This is a genomic window from Streptomyces sp. NPDC047974, from assembly GCF_040653375.1.
In the GTDB taxonomy this organism is placed as follows: Bacteria; Actinomycetota; Actinomycetes; order Streptomycetales; family Streptomycetaceae; genus Streptomyces.
Genome location: NZ_JBEZNU010000027.1, coordinates 78,629 through 101,055, shown reverse-complemented (window position 1 = coordinate 101,055; position 22,427 = coordinate 78,629). Strand labels below are relative to the sequence as shown.

At 74.3% G+C, this 22,427-nt stretch carries 21 protein-coding genes; 12 read left to right on the top strand and 9 right to left on the bottom strand.

Translation table 11 applies throughout. From position 1 onward, the window contains the following. The coding region (locus AB0E19_RS30510) for an MFS transporter (RefSeq protein WP_362185446.1) at nucleotides 1–1,175 on the top strand (1,175 nt) is incomplete at its 5' end. Nucleotides 1,176–1,224: 49 nt separating this feature from the next. Here the strand turns inward: AB0E19_RS30510 and AB0E19_RS30505 are convergent. Then, on the bottom strand, nucleotides 1,225–1,455 hold the full coding sequence (locus AB0E19_RS30505; protein WP_362185444.1) for a hypothetical protein: 231 nt from the start codon (nucleotides 1,453–1,455) through the stop codon (nucleotides 1,225–1,227). 61 nt (nucleotides 1,456–1,516) lie between these two features. Between AB0E19_RS30505 and map the strand changes: the two genes are divergently transcribed. Both map and AB0E19_RS30495 read left to right on the top strand, forming a co-directional pair. Further along, complete coding sequence (gene map / locus AB0E19_RS30500; RefSeq protein ID WP_362185442.1) at nucleotides 1,517–2,374, top strand: type I methionyl aminopeptidase; 858 nt, start codon at nucleotides 1,517–1,519, stop codon at nucleotides 2,372–2,374. A gap of 119 nt (nucleotides 2,375–2,493) precedes the next feature. Beyond that, complete coding sequence (locus tag AB0E19_RS30495) at nucleotides 2,494–3,144, top strand: biliverdin-producing heme oxygenase (RefSeq protein WP_360600084.1); 651 nt, start codon at nucleotides 2,494–2,496, stop codon at nucleotides 3,142–3,144. 15 nt (nucleotides 3,145–3,159) lie between these two features. Here the strand turns inward: AB0E19_RS30495 and AB0E19_RS30490 are convergent, their stop codons facing one another. From AB0E19_RS30490 to AB0E19_RS30480, 3 genes are all read right to left on the bottom strand, one after another. After that, nucleotides 3,160–3,873 (bottom strand): PhzF family phenazine biosynthesis protein, encoded by a 714-nt coding sequence (locus AB0E19_RS30490; RefSeq protein WP_362185439.1) that lies wholly within the window; start codon nucleotides 3,871–3,873, stop codon nucleotides 3,160–3,162. 77 nt (nucleotides 3,874–3,950) lie between these two features. Beyond that, a complete protein-coding gene (locus AB0E19_RS30485) occupies nucleotides 3,951–5,618 on the bottom strand; it encodes an HtaA domain-containing protein (RefSeq protein ID WP_362185436.1) in 1,668 nt (555 codons plus the stop codon). Between the two features lie 132 nt (nucleotides 5,619–5,750). Next, nucleotides 5,751–7,253 (bottom strand): HtaA domain-containing protein, encoded by a 1,503-nt coding sequence (locus AB0E19_RS30480; protein WP_362185434.1) that lies wholly within the window; start codon nucleotides 7,251–7,253, stop codon nucleotides 5,751–5,753. Nucleotides 7,254–7,380: 127 nt separating this feature from the next. On the opposite strand from AB0E19_RS30480, the gene AB0E19_RS30475 reads away from it, so the two are divergent. From AB0E19_RS30475 to AB0E19_RS30445, 7 genes are all read left to right on the top strand, one after another. Beyond that, nucleotides 7,381–8,382, top strand: coding sequence for an ABC transporter substrate-binding protein (locus AB0E19_RS30475; protein ID WP_362185432.1), 1,002 nt, complete (start codon nucleotides 7,381–7,383; stop codon nucleotides 8,380–8,382). 71 nt (nucleotides 8,383–8,453) lie between these two features. Continuing rightward, nucleotides 8,454–9,464, top strand: a complete 1,011-nt coding sequence (locus AB0E19_RS30470) for an iron ABC transporter permease (protein WP_362185470.1) — start codon at nucleotides 8,454–8,456, stop codon at nucleotides 9,462–9,464. Nucleotides 9,465–9,469: 5 nt separating this feature from the next. Next, the gene (locus AB0E19_RS30465; RefSeq protein WP_362185467.1) at nucleotides 9,470–10,294 is read left to right on the top strand and encodes a heme ABC transporter ATP-binding protein; all 825 of its coding nucleotides are present in this window, start codon (nucleotides 9,470–9,472) and stop codon (nucleotides 10,292–10,294) included. 206 nt (nucleotides 10,295–10,500) lie between these two features. Beyond that, the gene (efeO, locus tag AB0E19_RS30460; protein ID WP_362185430.1) at nucleotides 10,501–11,658 is read left to right on the top strand and encodes an iron uptake system protein EfeO; all 1,158 of its coding nucleotides are present in this window, start codon (nucleotides 10,501–10,503) and stop codon (nucleotides 11,656–11,658) included. Further along, nucleotides 11,655–12,911: an iron uptake transporter deferrochelatase/peroxidase subunit gene (efeB, locus tag AB0E19_RS30455; RefSeq protein WP_362185428.1), complete on the top strand. Its 1,257-nt coding sequence runs from the start codon at nucleotides 11,655–11,657 to the stop codon at nucleotides 12,909–12,911. Before efeO ends, efeB begins: the two co-directional genes overlap by 4 nt. Before the next feature lie 18 nt (nucleotides 12,912–12,929). Next, entirely contained in the window at nucleotides 12,930–13,808 is an 879-nt protein-coding gene (gene efeU / locus AB0E19_RS30450) for an iron uptake transporter permease EfeU (RefSeq protein ID WP_362185426.1), read from the top strand. Nucleotides 13,809–13,839: 31 nt separating this feature from the next. Continuing rightward, on the top strand, nucleotides 13,840–14,805 hold the full coding sequence (locus AB0E19_RS30445; RefSeq protein WP_362185465.1) for a hypothetical protein: 966 nt from the start codon (nucleotides 13,840–13,842) through the stop codon (nucleotides 14,803–14,805). Between the two features lie 28 nt (nucleotides 14,806–14,833). Here AB0E19_RS30445 and AB0E19_RS30440 read toward each other — a convergent pair whose 3' ends face one another. Together AB0E19_RS30440 and AB0E19_RS30435 are read right to left on the bottom strand one after the other, a co-directional pair. Further along, the gene (locus AB0E19_RS30440) at nucleotides 14,834–15,610 is read right to left on the bottom strand and encodes a bifunctional DNA primase/polymerase (protein WP_362185424.1); all 777 of its coding nucleotides are present in this window, start codon (nucleotides 15,608–15,610) and stop codon (nucleotides 14,834–14,836) included. A 112-nt stretch (nucleotides 15,611–15,722) separates the two neighbouring features. Beyond that, the gene (locus tag AB0E19_RS30435) at nucleotides 15,723–16,346 is read right to left on the bottom strand and encodes a TetR/AcrR family transcriptional regulator (protein ID WP_362185422.1); all 624 of its coding nucleotides are present in this window, start codon (nucleotides 16,344–16,346) and stop codon (nucleotides 15,723–15,725) included. Nucleotides 16,347–16,547: 201 nt separating this feature from the next. Here AB0E19_RS30435 and ddaH point away from each other — a divergent pair, with 201 nt between their 5' ends. Then, nucleotides 16,548–17,378: a dimethylargininase gene (gene ddaH, locus AB0E19_RS30430; RefSeq protein ID WP_362185420.1), complete on the top strand. Its 831-nt coding sequence runs from the start codon at nucleotides 16,548–16,550 to the stop codon at nucleotides 17,376–17,378. On the opposite strand, the gene AB0E19_RS30425 is transcribed toward ddaH, so the two are convergent. Beyond that, a complete protein-coding gene (locus tag AB0E19_RS30425) occupies nucleotides 17,375–18,397 on the bottom strand; it encodes a small ribosomal subunit Rsm22 family protein (RefSeq protein WP_362185418.1) in 1,023 nt (340 codons plus the stop codon). The genes ddaH and AB0E19_RS30425 overlap by 4 nt on opposite strands. A gap of 9 nt (nucleotides 18,398–18,406) precedes the next feature. Continuing rightward, on the bottom strand, nucleotides 18,407–19,705 hold the full coding sequence (locus AB0E19_RS30420; RefSeq protein WP_362185416.1) for a Bcr/CflA family multidrug efflux MFS transporter: 1,299 nt from the start codon (nucleotides 19,703–19,705) through the stop codon (nucleotides 18,407–18,409). Between the two features lie 78 nt (nucleotides 19,706–19,783). Between AB0E19_RS30420 and AB0E19_RS30415 the strand changes: the two genes are divergently transcribed. Then, the gene (locus AB0E19_RS30415; protein WP_362185414.1) at nucleotides 19,784–20,797 is read left to right on the top strand and encodes a Gfo/Idh/MocA family oxidoreductase; all 1,014 of its coding nucleotides are present in this window, start codon (nucleotides 19,784–19,786) and stop codon (nucleotides 20,795–20,797) included. Here the strand turns inward: AB0E19_RS30415 and AB0E19_RS30410 are convergent. Then, a complete protein-coding gene (locus AB0E19_RS30410; protein ID WP_362185412.1) occupies nucleotides 20,784–22,427 on the bottom strand; it encodes an alkaline phosphatase D family protein in 1,644 nt (547 codons plus the stop codon). The genes AB0E19_RS30415 and AB0E19_RS30410 overlap by 14 nt on opposite strands.

Sequence of the window (22,427 nt, the reverse complement as noted above, 5' to 3'; positions counted from 1 at the left end):
TGGCGCTGCCGCTGCAGATCAAGGAGCTGACGGACTCGCCGCTCGCCGTGGGCGCGATGGGCGCCGTGGAGCTGGTGCCGCTGGTGGTGTTCGGGCTGTACGGCGGGGCGCTGGCGGACGCGGTGGACCGGCGGCGGGTGATCATCGGCACCGAGGCCGGCCTCGGACTGCTCTCCCTGCTCCTGCTGCTGAACTCGCTGCTGGGCGAGCCGCTCCTCTGGCCCTTGTACGTGGTCGCCGCGGGCGTGTCCGCGCTCGCGGGGCTCCAGCGGCCCGCGCTCGACTCGCTGCTCGCCCGGATCGTGCCGCACGAGCAGCAGACGGCCGCGGCCGCGCTGAACTCGCTGCGCTGGCAGATCGGGGCCATCGCGGGCCCCTCGGTCGCGGGCGTGGTGGTGGCCTACGCGGGCCACGCCCCGGCGTACGCGGTGACGCTCGCCGGCTTCGGCGCCTCGGTGCTGATGTGCCGGCGCCTCTCCCCCGCGCCGCCCGCGCACGACGCGGAGAAGCCGTCGCTGCGGGCGATCGCGGAAGGCGCCCGGTACGCCTGGTCGCGGCCGGTGCTGCTGGGCACGTACGCGATCGACCTGGCCGCCATGGTCTTCGCCTTCCCGAACGCGGTCTTCCCCTTCCTCGCGGACGAGCTCGGCGCCCCCTGGTCCCTCGGGCTCATGTACGCGGCCGGCTCCGTCGGCTCACTGGTCCTCGGACTGACCAGCGGCTGGACCTCCCGGGTGCGGCGGCACGGGCTGCTCGTGGCCGGCGGCGCCGCCGGCTGGGGGCTCGCGATCGCGGGCGCGGGCTGGTTCGGGAACGTGTGGGCGGTCCTGCTGTGCCTGGCGTTCGCGGGCGCCGGCGACATGCTGAGCGGGCTCGGGCGCTCGACGATCTGGAACCAGACGATCCCGGAGGAGCTGCGCGGCCGGCTCGCGGGCATCGAGGTGCTGTCGTACAGCGTGGGCCCGCAGCTCGGCCAGGTGCGGGCGGGCGTGATGGCGGGCTGGACCGGCACCCGTACCGCCGTCTGGGCGGGCGGCGTCGCCTGCGTGGCCTCGGTCGGCCTGCTCTGCCTGGCCCTGCCGAAGCTGCTCCGCTACGACTCCGGCACCGACGAGGACGCGCTGCGCCGCAAGGCCCGGCAGGAGGAGGCGGCGGCCACGGCCGGGACGGCGTGACCGGGCCCGGACGGGGTGCGTCCCGGGCCCGGACGCGCGCCCGGTGCGGTCAGTCCTGCTCCTCCGCCGGGCCTGGCGCGTCGTGCCAGCGCGGGTCGGTCTCCCACTCCAGGTTCCGCTCGCGGGCGGTCTCCATGGCGTGTGAGGCCTCCTCACGGGTGGCGTAGGGGCCGAATCGGTTCTTCGCCGGACATTCGGGCCCCTCCTCGACCTTCTTGTGTTCCAGGCAGTAGTACCACTCGCCCGGCTTTCCGGCCGTGCGCTTCTTGAACAGGGCCATGGTCGTCGGCTCCTTCCTTCGGGACCATGCTGCCCCAGACGCGGTCGTTAGACTCGCTGACATGTCTGGCCAGTCGCTTCTCGTACCGGGGGAGCTCTCCCCCACCCGCTCCGTCCCGGGCTCGATCCGCCGCCCCGAGTACGTCGGGAAGTCCGCCCCCACCCCGTACACCGGGCCCGAGGTGCAGGACTCCGACACGATCGAACGGATGCGGATCGCCGGCCGCATCGCCGCGCAGGCGATGGAGGAGGCCGCCAAGCACATCGCCCCGGGCGTCACCACCGACGAGCTCGACCGGGTCGCCCATGCGTACATGTGCGATCACGGCGCCTACCCCTCGACCCTCGGCTACCGGGGCTTCCCCAAGTCGCTGTGCGCCTCGGTCAACGAGGTCATCTGCCACGGCATCCCGGACTCCACGGTGCTGCGCGACGGCGACATCGTGAACCTGGACGTCACGGCGTACATCGGCGGTGTCCACGGCGACAACAACGCCACCTACCTCTGCGGGGACGTCGACGAGGAGTCGCGGCTGCTCGTCGAGCGCACCCGGGAGTCGCTGAACCGCGCGATCAAGGCGGTGAAGCCGGGCCGGCAGATCAACATCATCGGCCGGGTCATCGAGTCGTACGCCAAGCGCTTCGGCTACGGCGTGGTGCGGGACTTCACCGGGCACGGCATCAACACGTCGTTCCACTCCGGCCTGATCGTCCCGCACTACGACTCGCCCCACCACACCACCGTCATCCAGCCCGGCATGACCTTCACGATCGAGCCGATGCTGACGCTCGGCACCCACGAGTACGACATGTGGGACGACGGCTGGACCGTGGTGACCAAGGACCGCAAGCGGACCGCCCAGTTCGAGCACACGCTCGTGGTCACCGAGACGGGAGCGGACATCCTTACGTTGCCCTGACCCCCCTCGGGGGTACAACCTTTACCGACAGGTCGTCGGGAAACCAGTTGACTTAGGTAAGCCTAACCTTGCAAAATCGGGTCGACTGGTTCCCGCCCCATCGGTCTCGGAGGCACGCCTTGGACACGCCCTTCTCCACCCTCATCCGCACCGCCTCGCACGAGCAGCACACGGAGGCGGAGACCTCGTCCTTCATGGGCGACCTCCTGGGCGGACGGCTGGGCGTGGACGCCTACGCCCGCTACACGGAACAGCTCTGGTTCGTGTACCGGGCCCTGGAGGAGGGCGCGGAGGCGCTGCGCGAGGACCCGGTCGCCGGGCCCTTCATACAGCCCGAGCTCTTCCGCACCGACGCCCTGGAGGCGGACCTCGCCCATCTGCGCGGCCCGGAGTGGCGCGCCGGGCTCTCCGCGCTGCCGGCCACCGAGGCGTACGCGGCGCGGGTCGCCGAGTGCGCCCGCACCTGGCCGGCCGGTTACATCGCCCACCACTACACCCGCTACCTCGGTGACCTGTCGGGCGGTCAGATCATCCGCGACAAGGCCGAGCGGACCTGGGGCTTCGACCGCAAGGGCGACGGCGTGCGGTTCTACGTCTTCGACGCGATCGGCAACCCGGCCGCGTTCAAGCGGTCCTACCGCGAACTCCTCGACGGGGTGAACGCGGACGACCTGGAGAAGCAGCGGATCGTCGACGAGTGCAAGCGGGCCTTCGCCTTCAACACGGCCGTCTTCCGCGAGCTGGGCGGCGAGTTCCCGCTGAGCGCCTGAGCACGTCCGGCGCCGCTAGCGCATCAGCGTCCTTTCGAGGCGGACCCGTCCGCCCAACTCCACGATGCCGTCAGGGCCGGGGGCGGTCAGCAGCTGCGACCCCCGGCCCTGCGTGATGTTCAGGGCCCGGCCGAGGCGTTCGGTGAGCAGCAGGGCCGCCGCGCCGGTGGCCTCGTCCTCGTCGATGCCGTCACCGCGGCCGGGGAAGGCGCGCGCCCGGATCCGTCCGGCGGCCTCCTCCTCCCACGCCCAGGCGTAGATCCCTCCCCAAGGACTTCGTCCAGGGGATACCCCAACCCCCGGCTCGGGCACCTCCAGGGCGTCGACCTCGGCGGCGGAGGCGTACTGCCGCAGGGTGCGCGGCGGGGCCCACGCGGCGCGGGCCTCGATCCAGGTGAACTCGCCGTCGCCGCGCACCCACACCTCTCCGGCGGGCGGGCAGATCACCTCCAGGTCGAGCAGCCAGGCGGTGCCGACGAGCGGGTGTCCGGCGAAGGGGAGCCGCAGGCCCGGGGTGTAGATGTCGACGATGCCCCGCTCGGGGTCGTCGACGAACACGGTCTCGCTGAAGCCGAGTTCCTTGGCGAGCGCCTGCCGGGACGCCTCGTCGGGGTGGGTGCGCCCCTCGCGGACGACCGCGAGGGCGTTGCCGTGGCGCCCGTCGCCCGCGCAGAAGACCCGCAGGACGTCGATCTCGGTGCCGGTGCCGGTCTCGCCAGTCGTGTTCATGGCGGAATTGAACCATCCAGCGGCATGCGACAGGGCCGTACCTCGGTCCGTCCCGGGGTACGGCCCTGCCGGCGCGGTCAGCCCTCCGTGCCGGTGCGGCGGCGGGCGGCGACGACGACCGCACCGCCGGCGGCCACGATCAGCGCGGCGGCACCGGCCAGGAGCCCGGTGGGGGCGGAGGAGCCGGTGGCGGCGAGGACGCCGGAGCCGCCGGCGGTCCCGGCACCGCCGACCGTGCCCGCGCCCCCGACCGTGCCGGCGCCGGTGGTGCCCGCACCGGTCGTCCCCGTGCCGGTCGTGCCGGTCGTGCCGGTGGAGCCGGTGGTGCCGGTGGTGCCCGTCGTGCCGGTGCCGGCGGACGGGAGGACGGCGTCCTCGTCGAGCGCGAGGGAGACCGTCACCGGGTCCAGGGCGAGGCCCGCGTCGTAGTAGGACGCGCCGCCGGGGGCGGCGAAGAGGGCGGCGCCGTCGGCGGTCAGCTTCGCGGGCAGGGCGGCGAGGGTGACGACCTCGTCCTTCGGGGTCCAGTCCGCCTTCGTCAGGTCGAGCTCGGCGAAGCGCACGGCCTTCCTGGTGCCGGAGCCGGTGGTGACGTCGGCGGTGAGGGTGCCCGTGGTGCCGCTCGCGGAGAGCTTCACGCCGCCGATCCGCCAGTCGATGCCGTGCGCGGCGCAGACGAAGTCGACACGGCCGCCGAAGGAGGCGGTGAGGGTACGGGCGTCCGCGTCGAGCTCGGCGTCGTCGACCTGGAAGGCGTACGCGGAGCCGGACTTCGCGGCACCGGCGGCCGGGGTGACGGTGCCGCCGCAGCGCTCGGAGACGTACACCCGCCAGCGCTCCAGGACGCCCCAGGTGAGCCGCCCGGCGACGACGCCCGGCTCCTCGGCGGTGGCGGTCTCGGTCGCCGTCGCGGTGGCCGTCGCGGTCGCGGTCGCCGTGGCGGTGGCGGTGGCGGTGGCGGTGGGGGACGGCGCGGTCGTCGTGGGGGCGGGGGTGGTCGGGGCCGTCGTCGGCGAGGTGGTCGGGGGCGTGGTCGGCGGGGTCGTGGGCGGCGTGGTGGTGGGCGGCGGCGTGGTGGGCGGGGTGGTCGGGCGGGAGCCGGCCTTCACGGTGAGGGTGGCGGCGTCGAGGGCGTCGCCCTCCTTGTAGAAGCCCGCGAAGGCGGCGGCGCCGTCCTTGGTGAGCTTGGCCGGTATGTCCTTGAAGACCATCGCGCCGCCGGCGCCCTGGCCGGGCCGGACGCCGCTCATGTCGAGCGCGGCGAAGGAGACGTCGTCGCGGGTGGTGAAGGAGCCGTCCTTCTCCTTGGTGACGACGTCGGCGGTGATCTCGCCGGTCGGCGCGGCCGAACCGGCGGTCTTGAGCCGGACGTCCGAGATGCGGATGTCCAGGACGCCCTCGTGGGCCTCGAAGTGGACGCCGCCCTTGAAGGCGGTGGCGGTGGCGTGGCTGGTCGTGTCGTAGGTGCCGGCGCCGTCGACGAAGGTGAAGACGCCGTTGCCCGCGGCCTGCGTCGCGCCGCCCTCCGTGGTCGTCCTGCCCTTGGCGAAGGGCTGCGCGAGGTAGTTGCGGAAGGACTGCTTGATGCCCCAGTCGAGGGTGCCGTCCACGAGCGGCAGGGGCGGGGCCGGGGTGTCGGCGGCGGCCGCGGGGAGCGCGAGCGTCAGGGCGCCGGCGCCGAGGGCGGCGGCCGTGGTGACGGCGGCGGCCAGAGTGACGGGGCGGCGGCGCGTACGGGTGGCCATGTCGGGGGTCTCCTAGACGGGAAGGGGGGTACGGGGGCGCACGAGGGTGCGGGGTGCCGCCGCACGGGCGTCTTGCGCGGGCCCGTGCGGAGGACTTGGGACTTCGGGACTTCGGGACTTCGGGGGTGGCGGTCAGTCGGTGGGCTCGGGCGCCTCGGGCGTCTCGGCCGTCCCTGCCGCCCCGGTCGCCCCCGCCGTCCCCGCAGCACGGCGCCTGCGCAGGAGGGCGTAGGCGAGCGCGGCGGCGGCGAGGACGCCCCCGCCGATGCCGGCGTAGACGCCGACGGGGGTGCCGGAGTCCGAGGAGGAGGCGGCGGTCACCGGCGCGGGCGCGGCGGAGGCGGAGGGCGAGGGCTGCGCGGTGGGCGTGGCGGCCGCGGTGGGCTCGCTGCCGAGGTCGGGCAGGGCCGGGAGCGCGGCGGCCTGGTCGACGGAGACGGCGAGGGAGACCGGGTCCATCGCGGTGCCCGCCTTGTACATCCCGCCGAAGGCGCGGGCGCCGCCCTCGGTGAGGGTGGCGGGCGCCTCGGTGACGACGGCGAGGCCGTCCTTCGGGGCGAGTCGGCCGGCGGTGAAGGTGACGAGGGGGACGGCCTTCTCGGTCTTCCCGGAGCTCGTGACGTCGGCGGCGAGGGTGCCGGTGCCGCCGGTCACCCGGACGGTGACCCGGCCGAGGGTGAGGTCGAGGTGGGTGCCGGTGAAGCGGACGCTGCCGGCGAAGGCGGCGTCGAGGGTGCCGGCTCCGGAGTCGTACGTGCCCTTGCCGGAGGGGAAGCGGAAGAGGGCTCCGCCGTCCTGGGCGCCGTCGGCGAGCGTCCACTTCCCCTGCGCGATGGTGCCGGTGACGTACTCGCGGAAGGTGCGGCGCACGCCCCAGTCGACGGCGGCGGTGTGCAGCGCGGCTCCCGCCGTCGCCGTCGCCGTCGCCGTCGCCGTCGCCGTCGACTGCGGCTTCGGCTTCGGCTTCGGGGAGGCCGTGGGCGGCGCCGAGGACGGCGTCGCGGAAGGCGTCGCCGTGCGCACGTCGACCGTGAGGCTCAGCGGGTCGAGCGCCGTGCCCGCGGGGTAGTAGCCGGCGAAGGCGGTCGCGCCCTGGGCGGTGAGCGTGGTGGGGACGTTCGCGAGGGAGACGGGGCCGGTGGCGCCGCGCATGTCGACGCCGCCGAGGTTCAGGGTGGCCAGCGGGACCTGGGAGCGGACGGTCAGGGCGCCGCTGCCCTTGGCCTTGCTCGTCATGTCGGCGTAGAGGGTGCCGGCGCCGCCCTGGATCCGGATCCGGGGCCGGCCGATGGTGAGGTCGAGCTCGTTCGTGCCGTCGGCCTTGCGGTGTCCGGTGAAGTGGACGCCGCCGGAGAAGGCGGCTTCGAAGGCGCCGGTGGCGGGGTCGTAGGCGCCCTGCGCGGAGTGGAAGCGGTACTGGGAGCCGACCGTGGCGGCGCCGCCGGTCAGGCTCCAACTGCCTTGCGCGATGGGCCCGGTGACGTAGCCCTGGAAGGAGGATTTGATGCCCCAGTCGAGCCTCCCTCCCTGCACCGGACGGCTCTCCGCGTGGGCGGCGGCGGCCGGGACGAGGGCGGCGAGCAGGGCCGCGAACAGGATCGCGGCGAGTGCGCGGCAGGGTCTGGACAGCAGCATGGAGCACCCCTCCGAGGGCTAGCGGGTGAGGTAAGGCTAACCTAAGCTACATCCGGTCCCGGCGGGAGCACTTCCCCTCGAACGCCGGGTGACGAACCTCCGAAGCGGAACGACAGGACGGTGTCCGGTGCGCAGAACTCGCCTCGCGGGAGCGCTGACAGCAGTAATCGCCCTCGCCCTCGCGGCGACCGGATGCGGCGGCGGCGACGCCCCGAAGGCCGCCCCCGGCGCGGCGGCCGAGGCCGCCCCCGACCGGGTCGAACCGCTCTCCTCCCCCGCTTCCCCCCGGCTCCCCGTCACCGTCCCCTCCGCCGACGGCCGGCAGGTCACCGTCGCCTCGGCCGAGCGGATCGTGCCGCTCAGCGGCTCGCTCAGCGAGCTCGTCTTCACCCTCGGCCTCGGCGACCGGGTGGTGGCCCGGGACGTCACCGCCACCTTCGAACAGGCCGCGGACCTCCCGGTGGTGACCCGCGCCCACGACGTGTCCGCCGAGAGCGTCCTCTCGCTCAGGCCGACGCTCGTGCTCGCCGAGTCCACCACCGGACCGGCCGAGGCCGTCGCCCAGATCCGCGACGCGGGCGTCCCGCTCGTCGTCGTCCCGGCGGCCAAGGACCTCGGCGATGTCGACGACCGCATCGACGACGTGGCCGCCGCGCTCGGCGTCCCCGCCTCCGGCGCGCGGCTGCGCGAGCGGACCGGCGAACGGATCGCCGCCGTACGGGAGAAGATCCCCGCCCGCACCGAGAAGCCCCGCGTGGCCTTCCTCTACGTGCGCGGCTCGGCCGCCGTCTACCTCCTCGGCGGTGCGGAGTCCGGGGCGAGCTCGCTCCTGGAGGCGGCCGGCGCGGTCGACGCCGGCAAGGAGTCCGGGCTCACCAAGGACTTCACCCCGATCACCAGCGAGGCCCTCGCCCAGGCCGCGCCGGACGCCATCCTCGTCATGACCAAGGGGCTCCGGTCCGTCGGCGGGGTGGACGGACTGGTGAAGATCCCCGGCGTCGCCGAGACCCCGGCCGGCGCCGACCGCCGGGTCGTCTCCGTCGACGACGGCGTGCTGCTCAACTACGGGCCGCGCACCGACCGGGTGCTCGCCTCGCTCGTGGACCAGCTGTACGGGGGCACCCGGTGACGGCGCTCCAGGAGCGGCCCGTCCTCCCGGCCGCGCGGGAGGCCGCGCCCCGGCGCCGGGGACGCCCCGCGCTGCTCGCCTGCGGACTGCTCGCCGCGCTGCTGCTGCTCGCCCTGGTGTCCGCCGGCATCGGCGCGTACGACATCCCGCTCGGCGACGTCCTCGCCTCCGTGCGGCACCGGACCGGGCTCGGCGGGCACGCGCTCGACCGGACCGCGGAGAGCGTGCTGTGGAACATCCGGCTGCCCCGGGTGGTCCTCGCCCTCCTGGTCGGCGCCTCCCTCGGCTGCGCCGGCGCGCTGATGCAGGGCGTCTTCGGCAATCCGCTCGCCGAGCCCGGCGTCATCGGCGTCTCCTCCGGCGCGGCCGTGGGCGCGGTCGGCGCGATCGTGCTCGGCGCGGGTTTCCTCGGCACCTGGACGGTGTCCGCCTTCGCCTTCGCGGGCGGGCTCGTCACGGTGGTCGCCGTGTACGCGATGTCCCGCTCGGGCGGCCGGACGGAGGTCGTCACCCTGATCCTCACCGGCATCGCCGTGACCGCCTTCGCGGGCGCGCTCATCGGCCTCTTCATCTTCTTCGCGGACAACGCGCAGATCAGCCAGATCACCTTCTGGCAGCTGGGTTCGCTGGCGCAGGCCACCTGGCCGAAGGTGCTCGCCGTGCTGCCGTGCGCGCTGCTCGGCCTGGCCGTCGCCCCGCTGTACGCCCGCCGGCTCGACCTGCTCGCGCTCGGCGAACGGCCCGCCCGGCACCTGGGCGTGGAGGTGGAGCGGCTGCGGATCGCGCTGATCCTGGTGGTGGCGCTGCTCACGGCGGCGGCGGTCGCCGTCTCCGGCATCGTGACCTTCGTCGGGCTGGTCGTCCCGCACGTGCTGCGGATGGCGAACGGCCCCGGGCACCGCTTCCTGATCCCCGGCAGCGCGCTCGGCGGCGCGGTGGCGCTCGTCGCCGGCGATCTGGCGGCCCGCACCCTCGCGGCCCCCGCCGAACTCCCCCTGGGCGTCCTCACCGCCCTCATCGGCAGCCCGTTCTTCTTCTGGCTGCTCCGCAGGACCCGTCGGAAGCAGGGTGGTTGGGCGTGATCGGGGTGTTCGGAAGGCGTACGAGGGAGCTGCCGGCCCCGGTGGAGCCCGGCGGGCTCGTGGCCGAGGCGGAGGGGGTGCGGGTGGTGCGCGGCCGGCGGGCCGTGCTCGACGGGGCCGGGATCGCGGTGCGCGCCGGGGAGGTGCTGGCCCTGGTGGGGCCGAACGGCGCCGGGAAGTCGACCCTGCTGTCGGTGCTCGCCGGGGACCTCGCGCCCGAGGCGGGGACGGTACGCATCGGGGGCCGGGCCGCCGGCGCATGGAGCGCGCCCGGACTGGCGCTGCGGCGGGCGGTGCTGCCGCAGTCCGCCGAACTGTCCTTCCCGTTCCCGGTCGCGGAGGTGGTCCGGATGGGCCGGGCCCCGTGGGCGGGCACCGGGCGGGAGGCCGAGGACGAGGCGGCGGTGGCGGAGGCGATGGCCGCGACCGAGGTCGCGGAGTTCGCCGCGCGGCCGTTCTCCGCGCTCTCCGGCGGCGAGCGGGCCCGGGTGGCCCTTGCCCGGGTGCTGGCCCAGCGGACCGGGCTTCTGCTGCTCGACGAGCCGACCGCCGCGCTCGACCTGCGCCACCAGGAACTGGTGCTGCGGGTCTGCCGGGAGCGGGCGGCGGCCGGGGACGCGGTGGTCGTCGTCCTGCACGACCTGGGGCTCGCGGCGGCGCACGCGGACCGGGTGGGCGTCGTGCACGGCGGCGGGGTGGCCGCCGACGGGCCGCCCGCCGAGGTGTTCGGCGAGGAGCTGCTGAGCCGGGTCTACCGGCAGCCGGTGGAGGTCTTCCCGCACCCGCGGACGGGCGTCCCCCAGGTCGTGCCGCGCCGGGACGCCCCATGAGGTGAAAACATCACAAACCACCCTGCTTGACCGGTGTTTGACCCGGCGATGGGGCGGTCATGGCGCGCCCGTGACCACCCCGTGTCCGATCCGCCGGACGTGAGAGTCACGTCACTGGACGAGGGGGTTTGACTGAGGTAAGCCTCGGTTAAGTTAGGTCCGCCTCAGCGGCAACCCACCGTCCGATCGCCCGTTCTGGAGCCCTCATGCGAGCCGTCCGCACCACCGCCGCCACCGCCCTGGCGGGCGCCGCCGTCCTGGCCGCCGTCACCGGATGCACCGCGAAGAGCGACGCCAAGGCGGACGGCGACGGAGTCACCGTCACCGCCAAGGACGACTCCTGCGAGGTGTCGAAGAAGGAGTTCCCGGCCGGCCACGTCACGCTGAACGTGGAGAACCGCGGCTCCAAGGTCACCGAGGTCTACGTCCTCTACCCGGACGACCGGATCGTCACCGAGCGCGAGAACATCGGCCCCGGCACCAAGGCCACGCTCACCGCCGAGATCAAGGCCGGCTCGTACGCCATCGTGTGCAAGCCCGGCATGACCGGCGCCGGCATCCGCCAGGCCGTCACCCTCACCGGCGGCGACGCCACCGCCCCGAAGCGCTCGCCCGAGATGGACGCCGCCGTCGCCGCGTACCGCCAGTACGTCCAGGCCCAGGCCGAGGAGACGCTGCCGAGGGTGAAGGTCTTCACCGACGCCGTCCGCGCCGGCGACCTGGAGGCCGCGAAGAAGGCGTACGCCCCCTCCCGCATCGGCTGGGAGCGCACCGAGCCGGTCGCCGAGTCCTTCGGCGACATCGACCCGAAGGTCGACGTCCGCGAGGACGGCCTGGAGGAGGGCCAGGACCCGGCGAAGGACTGGACCGGCTGGCACCGCCTGGAGAAGGCGCTCTGGCAGGACAAGAAGATCACCCCGCGCGAGAAGCAGCTCGCCGACCTCCTCGACAAGGACCTGGCGGACTGGGTGAAGCGGGTCGGCACCGCCGAGATCACCCCCACCTCGATGGCGAACGGCGCCAAGGAGCTCCTCGACGAGGTCGCCACCGGCAAGGTCACCGGCGAGGAGGAGCGCTACTCCCACACCGACCTGGTCGACTTCAAGGCCAACGTCGAGGGCGCCCAGAAGTCCTTCGACCTGCTCAAGCCGGTCGCCGCGAAGAACGACGCCGCGCTCGTCGCCGAACTGGACAAGCAGTTCGCCGCGCTGAACACGCTGCTGGACACGTACCGCGCCGACAAGACCGGTTACGACTTCACCTCGTACGACAAGGTCGGGGACGCCGAGCGCAAGAAGCTGTCGGACGGCGTCAACGCGCTGGCCGAGCCGCTCTCCAAGCTCGCCGCGGCGGTCGTCAAGTGACGCCCGGACCGGACGGCGCGGAAGGCGGCCCCGCCCGCCGCACCGTCCTCGCCGCGGGCGGCGGTCTCGCCCTCGGTGCCGCCGTCGCCGGCGGCGCCGTGGCGCTGACCCGCGACGGCGACGCCACCGCGCCCGTCGCGGACAGTGGCGCCGCCGTCCCCTTCCACGGCCCGCACCAGGCCGGCATCGCCACCGCCGTCCAGGACCGGCTGCACTTCGCCGCCTTCGACGTCACCACCGACGACCGCGAGAAGCTGGTGAAGCTCCTGAAGGAGTGGACGCGGGCCGCCGAGCGGATGACCGCCGGCCGGGAGGTCGGCGAGGGCGCGTACGGCGGCATCCCGGAGGCGCCGCCGGACGACACCGGCGAGGCGCTCGGCCTCAAGCCGTCCCGGCTCACCCTCACCGTCGGCTTCGGCCCCTCGCTCTTCGACGGGCGGTTCGGGCTGAAGGACAGGCGGCCCGGGGCCCTGGTGGAGCTGCCCAGGTTCCCGGGCGACAACCTCGATCCGGCGCGCGGCGGCGGCGACCTGTGCGTGCAGGCCTGCGCCGACGACCCGCAGGTCGCGGTGCACGCGATCCGCAACCTCGCCCGGATCGGCTTCGGCACGGTCGCGGTCCGCTGGTCCCAGCTGGGCTTCGGCAAGACGTCCTCGACGACCCCGGACGCGCAGACCCCCCGCAACCTCTTCGGGTTCAAGGACGGCACCCGGAACGTCTCCGGCACCGACACCGCCGCCCTCGACAAGCACGTCTGGGTCGGCGCGAAGGACGCCACCGGCGGCGGCGCCTGGATGGCCGGCGGCTCGTACCTGGTCGCCCGGCGGATCCGGATGAACGTCGAGACCTGGGACCGCACCCCGCTCGCCGAGCAGGAGGACATCTTCGGCCGCGACAAGAAGGAGGGCGCGCCGGTCGGCAGGGCGAAGGAGCACGACGAGCCGTTCCTGAAGGCGATGAAGCCGGACTCGCACGTCCGGCTCGCCCACCCGGACGCCAACGGCGGCGCGATGCTGCTGCGCCGCGGCTACTCCTTCACCGACGGCACGGACGGCCTGGGCCGCCTCGACGCGGGCCTGTTCTTCCTCGCGTACCAGCGGGACGTGCGCTCCGGCTTCGTCCCGGTGCAGACCGCGCTCGCCCGGGCGGACGCCCTCAACGAGTACATCCAGCACGTCGGTTCGGCGGTCTTCGCCGTCCCGCCGGGCGTCCGCGACGCGGACGACTGGTGGGGCCGCGCCCTTTTCTCGTAACCCTGGGAGGTATCCGCCGTGTTCGGCAACTACCTGATCGGCCTGCGCGAGGGTCTGGAGGCCGGCCTCGTCGTCTGCATCCTCATCGCCTACCTGGTGAAGACCGGCCGCAGGGACGCCCTGAAGCCGATCTGGACCGGCGTCGGCGTGGCCGTCGCCCTCGCGCTCGCCTTCGGCGCCGGCCTGGAGTTCGGCTCCCAGGAGCTGACCTTCGAGGCGCAGGAGCTGCTCGGCGGCTCGCTGTCGATCCTCGCCGTGGTCCTGGTGACCTGGATGGTGTTCTGGATGAGGAAGACCGCCCGGCACCTGCGGGCGGAACTGGGCGCCAGGCTGGACGCGGCCCTGACCATGGGCACCGGCGCGCTGGTCGCCACCGCCTTCCTGGCCGTGGGCCGGGAGGGCCTGGAGACCGCGCTGTTCGTGTGGGCGTCGGTACGGGCCTCCTCCGACGGCAGCCACGCGCCGCTGGCCGGGGTGGTGCTCGGCCTGCTGACGGCGGTGCTGCTCGCCTGGCTGTTCTACCGGGGCGCGCTGAGGATCGACCTCGCGAAGTTCTTCACCTGGACCGGCGGGATGCTGGTCGTGGTGGCGGCGGGCGTCCTCGCGTACGGCGTGCACGACCTCCAGGAGGCCCGCTTCCTCGGCGGTCTCGCCGACAAGGCCTTCGACGTCTCGGCGGCGGTCCCGCCGGACAGCTGGTACGGCACGCTCCTCAAGGGCGTCTTCAACTTCCAGCCCGACCCGACGGTCCTTCAGGTCACGGTGTGGGCGCTGTATCTGGTCCCGGCGCTCGCGCTCTTCCTCGCCCCGATAGGGTCGGGTCCGTCCGAGCGCGTGGAGAAGCAGAAGGCGACCGATGAGAAGGCTGAGGCTGGAGCGGCAGACCCGGCGGTCTGAGGTGCGGCGGGGGCGGCGGCCCTCCCGGGCCCTGGCGTCGGTCGCCGCGGCGACCGTCGTGGCGCTGACCGCGAGCGGCTGTGTGACCGTCCACGGCGAGACCGCGGTCGTGCCGGGGGCGACGCCCGAGGAGACCGCGGCGGCGCTCGCCGGTTTCGTCACCGCGTTCAACCGGGCCGACAAGGCCAACGACCCGTCGCTCGACGCCGCCCAGGTGACCGGTGCGCTGGGGGCGATCAACCAGGCGGGCCTGAAGTCGAAGTCGGTGACCCGGCCGGAGGGCAATCCGGACCACGAGCCGCTGGAGCTGCGCGACCCCCGCTTCCTGGTCCCCCGGAAGGCGGGCTGGCCGCGCTGGTTCGTCGCCGACACCGACTCCAACCGCGACGACGGCACGAAGCAGGCGGACAACCGCTGGCTGGTGGCCTTCGTCAAGAACGGCCCCGAGCAGCCGTGGAAGGCCGCCCACCTGGTGATCCTCGGCCGGGACGAGGTGCCCGAGTTCGCCGAGGAGGAGGGCGACGAAGTGGCGGTGGCCGCCGGCGCCGACACGGTGGCGGTCGCCCCCGGTGTGCTGAGCGAGCGGTATGCCGCGTACCTCAAGGACGGCGGTACGAGTCCCTTCGCGGCGGGCGCGCACACCAGCGAATGGCGTGAGAAGCGGGCCCGTACGGCCTCGCGGCCGGGCATGGCGACGCAGTGGATCGACCGCGCCGCCGACTCGGGCGACTTCGCGCCGCTGGCGCTCGCGACGAAGGACGGCGGGGCGCTGGTCTTCTTCGCCAGCCGCCACTTCGAGCGCCAGACGACCGCCAAGGGCTACCGCCCCAAGCTGGGCCCCGAGCTGAAGGCCCTGCTGAAGGGCGAGATCGTGAACACGGTGACCAAGGAGTGGGTGTCGAGCCAGGTCGTCCTGGTGAAGCCGGCGGGCACGGCGAAGGACGCGGTCGTCTTCGCGGGCCGGCTCCAGGGCGTGGTCGGCGTCGAAGGCTCGTGACGCGACCCCGGTCGACGGGGCGGGCGGGTCAGCGGGTGAGGGGCCAGGCGACGTCGTGGGGGCGGTGCTCCTCGCCCTCGGCCTCCCGCTCGGCGGCGTGCCGGGCGCAGGCGTCGGTGAGCGTCTCCAGGAGGTTCAGCGGGTCGGGCAGCGCGTGCTCGGGTCCGCGGACCCAGCCGACGACCGGGTGGTCGGCCTCGTCGCCGGGGAGCCGGGCGGGCGGGACGAGGACGTAGCTGCCGCGGCAGTGCCAGCGCAGGCCCGGATGCTCGTCCATGGTCTCGGGGTGGCAGTCCAGCTCGCAGGGCCACCACTCGTCCTCGTCCTCGGGGGTGCCCCGGGTGGCGGTGAAGAAGAGCATCCGGCCGCCGTCGCCCGCGCTGTCGGGGGACTCGGCGACCGGTCCGACCTCGACGCCCTCCGCGAGGAGCCGGTCGAGGGCGGCGCGACCGGCGGCCAGCGGCACGTCGAGGACGTCGTGGACCATGCCGGTGGCGGTGACGAAGTTCGCCGCGGGCTCGTTCCGTACCCAGCGCTCGATCTGCGCGCGGTCGGTGGTCGACTGGGTCTGCCAGGCGAAGGAGACCGGGTGGCGGGCGGGGGTGGGACAGCCGATCCGCTCACAGGAACAGCTGTAGCCGACGGGGTAGGCGGCGGGTGCCAGGGGCAGTCCGGCGGCGGCGATGGCCAGGAGCAGCGTCTCACGGGTGTTCCCGTCGTCGGCCGCGGTCCGTTTGGGGCGCCTGCGCAGCCACTGTGCGAGTTTGCTCTCCGTGCCGCGGTAGCGGCCGATGCCGTCGCCCATCTATCCCCTCACACCTCATGCTCGCCCGTTCGGCTCTGCCCATGGTCCCACCATCCTGCTCCCCGGGTGACCGGAGTGGGGAACCAGGGGCCGGTGACGACGCTCACGCTCGTCACGGCCGGGGCGTGAGGCCGCGCAAGGCGTGGTCGACGAGGGCGTCGGCGTAGGCGTGGGTGAGGGGTCCGGTGCGGTGCAGCCAGCGGTGGTGGAGCGGCCCGACGAGGAGTTCGGTGGCGAGCCGCGCGTCGACGGCCGGGTCGACCTGTCCGGCGGCCCGGGCGGCCTCGATGCGCCGGGCGAAGACCCGCAGCTGGGGTTCGAGGAGCGCCTCGGTGAGGCGGGCGCCGAGCGCGGGATCGGTGGAGCCCTCGGCGGCGAGCGCCCGGGTGGGGGCGTCGTACCGGGGGTTGTTGAGCTCGTCGACGGTGGCCCGCAGCACGACCCGGAGGTCGGCGGCGAGGTCCCCGGTGTCGGGGAGCTCGGTCTGCCCGGGGTCGGCGCCGGCCTCCTCGGCGGCGCGGGCGGCGAGGTCCAGGAAGGCGTCGAGGAGCACGGCCGCCTTGGAGGGCCACCACCGGTAGATGGTCTGCTTGCCGACGCCGGCGCGGGCCGCGATGCCCTCGACGGTGGTCTTCGCGTAGCCGGTCTCGGAGACGAGGGCGAGGGCGGCGTCGAAGATGGCGCGCCGGGAGCGCTCGCTGCGGCGGGAGGCGTCGGGGGCCTTGGTCTCGGACATGGCGCCGAATCTACCAGGGGGCGAGACGACGCGTCTCGCGAGCTGGTGCGTGCGGGAGTCGACCGCCGTCCGGATGTCGATCTGGTGTACGGCGGACGAACCACCCGAACGGTCCACTGCGCGCGGGGCCCCGAGAGCGGACCATGGCTCCACCGATCCACGGCCCGCCACCGGCGGGCCGACGTCCGTGAGGAGGCCCGATTGCGCTCCACTCCGCGCGAGTCCTCGCCCCGCCGCTACCTGATGTGCCCACCCGCGCACTTCACGGTGACGTACTCCATCAACCCGTGGATGGACCCGACGAAGCCCGTCGACCTGCCGCTCGCCCTCGCCCAGTGGGAGGACCTCCGCGACCGCTACCTCTCCCTCGGGCACACCGTCGAACTCCTCGACCCCGACCCGGCGCTGCCGGACATGGTCTTCGCGGCGAACGGCGCGACCGTCGTCGGCGGGCGGGTGCTCGGCGCCCGCTTCGCCCACCCGGAGCGGACCGCGGAGGCCGACGCGCACCTCGCCTGGTTCCGCCGCAACGGCTGGACCGAGACCGACCTGCGCGTGCCCGAGCACGTCAACGAGGGCGAGGGCGACTTCGCCGTCACCGCCTCCTGGATCCTGGCCGGCACCGGCTTCCGCTCCAGCCCGCTCTCCCACGGCGAGGCCCAGGAGTTCTTCGGCCGGCCGGTGATCGGCCTGGAGCTGGTGGACCCGCGCTACTACCACCTGGACACCGCGCTCTGCGTCCTCGACGAGGCCGCCGACGAGGTCATGTACTACCCCGGGGCCTTCTCCCCCGGCAGCCGGGCCGTCCTCGCCCGCCTGTTCCCCGACGCGCTCCTGGCGACCGAGGAGGACGCGGCGGCGTTCGGGCTCAACGCGGTCAGCGACGGCCGGCACGTACTGCTCCCGCAGACGGCGACCGGACTCTTCGACCCGCTCCGGGCGCGGGGCTTCCGCCCCCTCGCCATGGACCTGGGCGAACTGCTCAAGGGCGGCGGCAGCGTGAAGTGCTGCACCCAGGAGCTGCGCCCCTAGGCCTCCTCGGCCGGGGGCCAGGAGTCGCCCCACTCGGCGTCACGGGCCTGCTTGTACAGGGGCCCGTGGCGCTTGGTGACGGTCGCCCGCTCCAGCCCCCCGGGGGCGCAGAGGTCCAGGAGGACGAGCCCCTTGCGGGTCTGCGGCCGGCGGATGACGCGGGCGGGCGCGGGGGTCACGGGGGTGGGGGTCCCCCCGGTCGAGCGAAGCCGGGACCGGGGGAGGGTGGCGGCGACGTACGCGTACTTCTCGTCCTCGTACGGCAGCGAGCCGCCCTTCACCTGCCGGTGCAGGGAGGAGCGGCTGACCCGCGCCGCGAAGTGGCACCAGTCGGTGCCCGGCTCGATCGGGCAGGCGCCGCTGTGCGGGCAGGGCGCGGCGACGGTGAAGCCGGCGTCGATCAGGACGGAGCGGGCGGCGATGATCCGCTCGTAGCCGTCCGGGGTGCCGGGCTCGACGATGACGACGGCGCCGGTGGAGGCCCGGGCCGCCTCGGCGACGAGCGCGGCGCGGTCCGCCTCGGTGAGTTCCTTGAGCACGTACGAGACGGTGACCAGGTCGGTCTCCGCGAGCCGCAGCGCGGTGCCGATCCGCTCGCGCCGCCACTCGGCGTCCAGGACGCCGTCGGCCAGTTCGCGGCCGAGGGCGAGGGCGGGCTCGGCCCAGTCGAGGACGGTGGTGCGCGGCGGCCGGCCGTCCCACACGTCGGCGACGGCCCAGCTCGCGGCGCCCGTCCCGCCGCCGATGTCGGTGTGCGTCTCCGGCACCCACTCCGGGGCGGCGGCGCGCAGCGCGTCGAGCGCGGAACGGGCCGCCTCGAAGGTCGCGGGCATCCGGTACGCGGCGTACGCGACGACGTCCGAACGGTCCCGCAGCACGGGGGCGTCGGTCGGGGTCGTGCCCCGGTAGTGCGCGATCAGCCGCTCGACGGACTTCGCGGCCTGCGAGGGCGGCAGCCCGCCGAGCACCCCGGCAAGGGCCGTACGCAGGGTTTCACCAGAAGCACCAGACACGTTCACCGGCCCAGTCTAGGCGCCCGCCCGCGGCGCCCCGCCGGTCGGCGCCTGGCCGCGCCAGGGGCGGCAGAGGAGGAGGAAGCAGGCGAGAGCGGCGGCGGCGCAGGCGAGCTGGACCACGGCCATGGGGACGGCCGTCCGCTCACCCGCGATGCCGACGAGCGGCGAGGCGACCGCGCCGATCAGGAAGGACGAGGTGCCGAGCAGCGCGGAGGCGGAACCGGCCGCGTGCGGCGTGCGCATGAGGGCCTGCGCGTTGGTGTTCGGCATCGCCAGCCCCATCGCGGACATGAGGACGAAGAGGCCGGCGGCGATCGGGGCCAGCCCGACCTCGCCGAAGACGCCGGTGGTCATCAGGAGCAGCGCCGTCGCGGCGAGCAGGATGACGGAGAGGCCCCAGCCGAGCGCCTTGTCGAGGCTGACCCGGCCGACGAGCAGCTTGCCGTTGATCTGGCCGACGGCGACGAGGCCGATGGAGTTGAGCCCGAAGAGGAGGCTGAAGGTCTGCGGGGAGGCGCCGTAGATCTCCTGGACGACGAACGGCGAGGCCGAGATGTAGGCGAAGAGGGCCGCGAAGGCGAGCCCGCCGGTCAGCATGTACCCGGTGAAGACGCGGTCGGCGAGCAGCCCCCGCATGGTCCGCAGGGCCTGCCCGACGCCGCCCTCCTGGCGCCGCTCCGGCGGCAGCGTCTCGTGGAGGAAGCGCCAGACGACCACGGTGAGGAGGACGCCGATGACGGCGAGGACGTGGAAGACGCCCCGCCAGTCGGTGATCCGCAGGATCTGTCCGCCGATGAGCGGCGCGATGATCGGCGCGACGCCGGAGATCAGCATGAGGGTGGAGAAGAAGCGGGCCATCTCGACGCCGTCGTAGAGGTCGCGGACGACGGCCCGGGCGATGACGATGCCGGCGGCTCCGGCGAGGCCCTGGAGGAGCCGGAAGGCGATGAGGAGTTCGGCGCTGGGCGCGAAGGCGCAGACGGCGGTGGCGAGGACGTAGACGACCATGCCGACGAGGAGCGGCCGGCGGCGGCCCCACTTGTCGCTCATGGGGCCGACGACGAGCTGGCCGAGGGCCATGCCGGCGAGGCAGGCGGTGAGGGTGAGCTGGACGGTGGCGGCGGGGGCGGTCAGCGAGCGGGTGACCTCCGGCAGCGCCGGCAGGTACATGTCCATGGAGAGCGGCGGGAGCGCCGTGAGTCCGCCGAGGACGAGGGTGACGAGCAGTCCTGCCCCCCGGGCGGCGGTGGGAACGGCCTCCGGGGTTGCGGTTATGTGTTCTTGTGTTGTTTTCTGGCCGCTCTCCGGCATCGACTGCTCCCTTTCGTTGAATCCTTGCCTATGCTCTCAGCTCGGCGGGGCGGATCGAGACCCTAGGGGTGGACGGACGTGGATGACGTGAACGACGTGGTGCGGTGGGGCGTGCTCGCGACCGGCGGCATCGCCGAGCGGTTCGTGACGGACCTGGCGGAGCTGGACGGCGCCGAGGTGGTGGCGGTGGCGTCCCGTACGGAGGCGTCGGCGCGGGCCTTCGCCGACCGGTTCGGGATCGGGCGGGCGTACGGCGGCTGGGACGGCCTCTTCGCCGACCCCGAGGTGGACGTGGTGTACGTGGCGACCCCGCACCACGCCCACCGGGAGGCCGCCGGCCGCGCCCTGGAGGCGGGCAAGGCGGTCCTGTGCGAGAAGGCCTTCACGCTGAACGCCGGGGAGGCGGCGGAGCTGGTCTCCCTCGCCCGGGACCGCGGCCTCTTCCTCATGGAGGCCATGTGGATGTACTGCAACCCGCTCGTCCGCCGGCTCGCGCAGCTGGTCCGGGACGGCGCGATCGGGGACGTGCGGACCGTGCAGGCCGACTTCGGGCTCGCGGGCCCCTTCGGCCCCGACCATCGGCTGCGGGACCCGGCCGTCGGCGGCGGCGCCCTGCTCGACCTCGGCGTCTACCCCGTCTCCTTCGCCCAGCTGCTGCTCGGCGAGCCGGACTCGGTGCAGGCGCACGCGCGGATCTCCCCGGAGGGCGTCGACCTGAACACGGGCATGCTGCTCGGCTGGTCGGACTCGGGGGCGTCGGCGCTGCTGTCCTGCTCGCTGGAGGCGGACACCCCGCTGACCGCCGCCGTGACCGGCACGAAGGGCCGCATCGAGGTGCCGCGCGGCTTCTTCTTCCCCGAGCGGTTCACGCTGTACCGGGAGGGCGCCGAGCCGGAGGAGTTCACCAACGCCGACGACCCGCACTCGCTGCGGCACGAGGCCGCCGAGGTGATGCGCTGCCTGCGGGCCGGGGAGACGGAGTCGCCGCTCGTCCCGCTGGAGGGCACGCTCGCCGTGATGCGGACGCTCGACGCGGTACGGGACCGCGTCGGCGTCCGCTATCCGCAGGAGGCGGAGCTCACGCGGGTGTGAGGCCCGGACGGCCGGCCTCCGTGACGAAGGAGGCGGCGGTGGTGACCGGGGCGCCCGGCGTCGTCACGTACGGGACCGTACGGAAGTCGGCGCGGGCGCTCTCCTCGCCGAGGGCCACCGTGACGTAGCCGCGCCGCCCGTTGAAGAACCGCAGGTGCGGGTTGGCCTGCATGAGCCTGTCGTAGTTCGAGGGGCGGTCGGCGCCGTCCTTGCCGCTGGCGATCGAGGTGGCGACGATCTCGGTGCCGACGGTCCGCGAGCCGGGGTCGCGGAAGTCGGCCTTGAGGTCGAAGCCGTAGCCGACGTGGACGTCGCCGGTGAGGACCATCAGGTTCCGCACCCCGGCGGACTCGGCGCCCGCGAGGATCCGCGCCCGGGAGGCCGGGTAGCCGTCCCAGGAGTCCATGGAGACCTTGAAGTCGGCGGTGGGGCGGTCGCGGCGCTCGGCGAAGACGACCTGCTGGGGCAGGACGTTCCAGCGGGCGTCGGAGGCGCGCCAGCCGTCGAGGAGCCAGCGCTCCTGGGCGGCGCCGGTCATCGTGCGGGACGGGTCCTCGGAGAGCGGGCCCGGGACCTGCCAGCCGTCGCCGTACGCCTGGTCGGAGCGGTACTGGCGGGTGTCGAGGATGTCGAACTGGGCCAGCCGGCCGAACCGCAGCCGCCGGTACAGCCGCATGTCCGGGCCCTCGGGGAGCTGGGGGCGGCGCAGCGGCTGGTGCTCCCAGTAGGCGCGGTAGGCGGCGGCGCGGCGGAGCAGGAACTCCTCCGGCGGGACGCCGTTCTCGGGGATGCCGCCCGCGTAGTTGTTCTCGGTCTCGTGGTCGTCCCAGGTGACGACGAAGGGGTGCGCGGCGTGCGCGGCCCGCAGGTCGGGGTCGGTCTTGTAGAGGCCGTACCGGAGCCGGTAGTCCTCCAGGGTGACCGTCTCGCGGTTGAAGACGGCCGGGAGGGTGCGGTCGGTGTAGGCGCGGGCGCCGCCGGTGGCGTCGACGGCGTACTCGTAGAGGTAGTCGCCGAGGTGGAGGACGACGTCGAGGTCCTCCTCGGCGAGGTGCCGGTAGGCCGTGAAGTAGCCGTCGTGGTACGCCTGGCAGGAGACGGCGCCGAGCCGCAGCGCGGCCGGGCGGGCCCAGGGCGCGGGGGCGGTGCGGGTGCGGCCGACCGGGCTGGTCCAGTCGCCCGCGCGGAAGCGGTAGAAGAACTCCCGCCCCGGCTCCAGGTGTTCGATCTCGACGTGCACGGTGTGGGAGAACTCCGGGTGCGCGGTGGCGCGTCCGCGCCGGACCGTGCGGGTGAAGCGCTCGTCGCGGGCGAGTTCCCAGTGGACGGACACCCGCTCGGCGGGCAGGCCGCCGCCGGGCTCGAAGGGACGGGGGGCGAGCCGGGTCCACAGCAGGACGGAGCCGGGGTGCGGGTCGCCGGAGGCGACGCCGAGGGTGAACGGGTCCTCGGTGATCCGGCGGCCGTCCAGCTCCGCGGCGGCGGCCGCGCCGGCGGCGGGCAGCTGGGTGGCGAAGGCGAGCGCGGCGGCGGCGCCGGTGACGGTGAGGAACCGGCGGCGGCCGAAGTGGCGTGCGGCGGCGCGGAGTTCCTCGCTGTGGGCCGGTGTGCTGCTCGGTGCGGGTGTCAT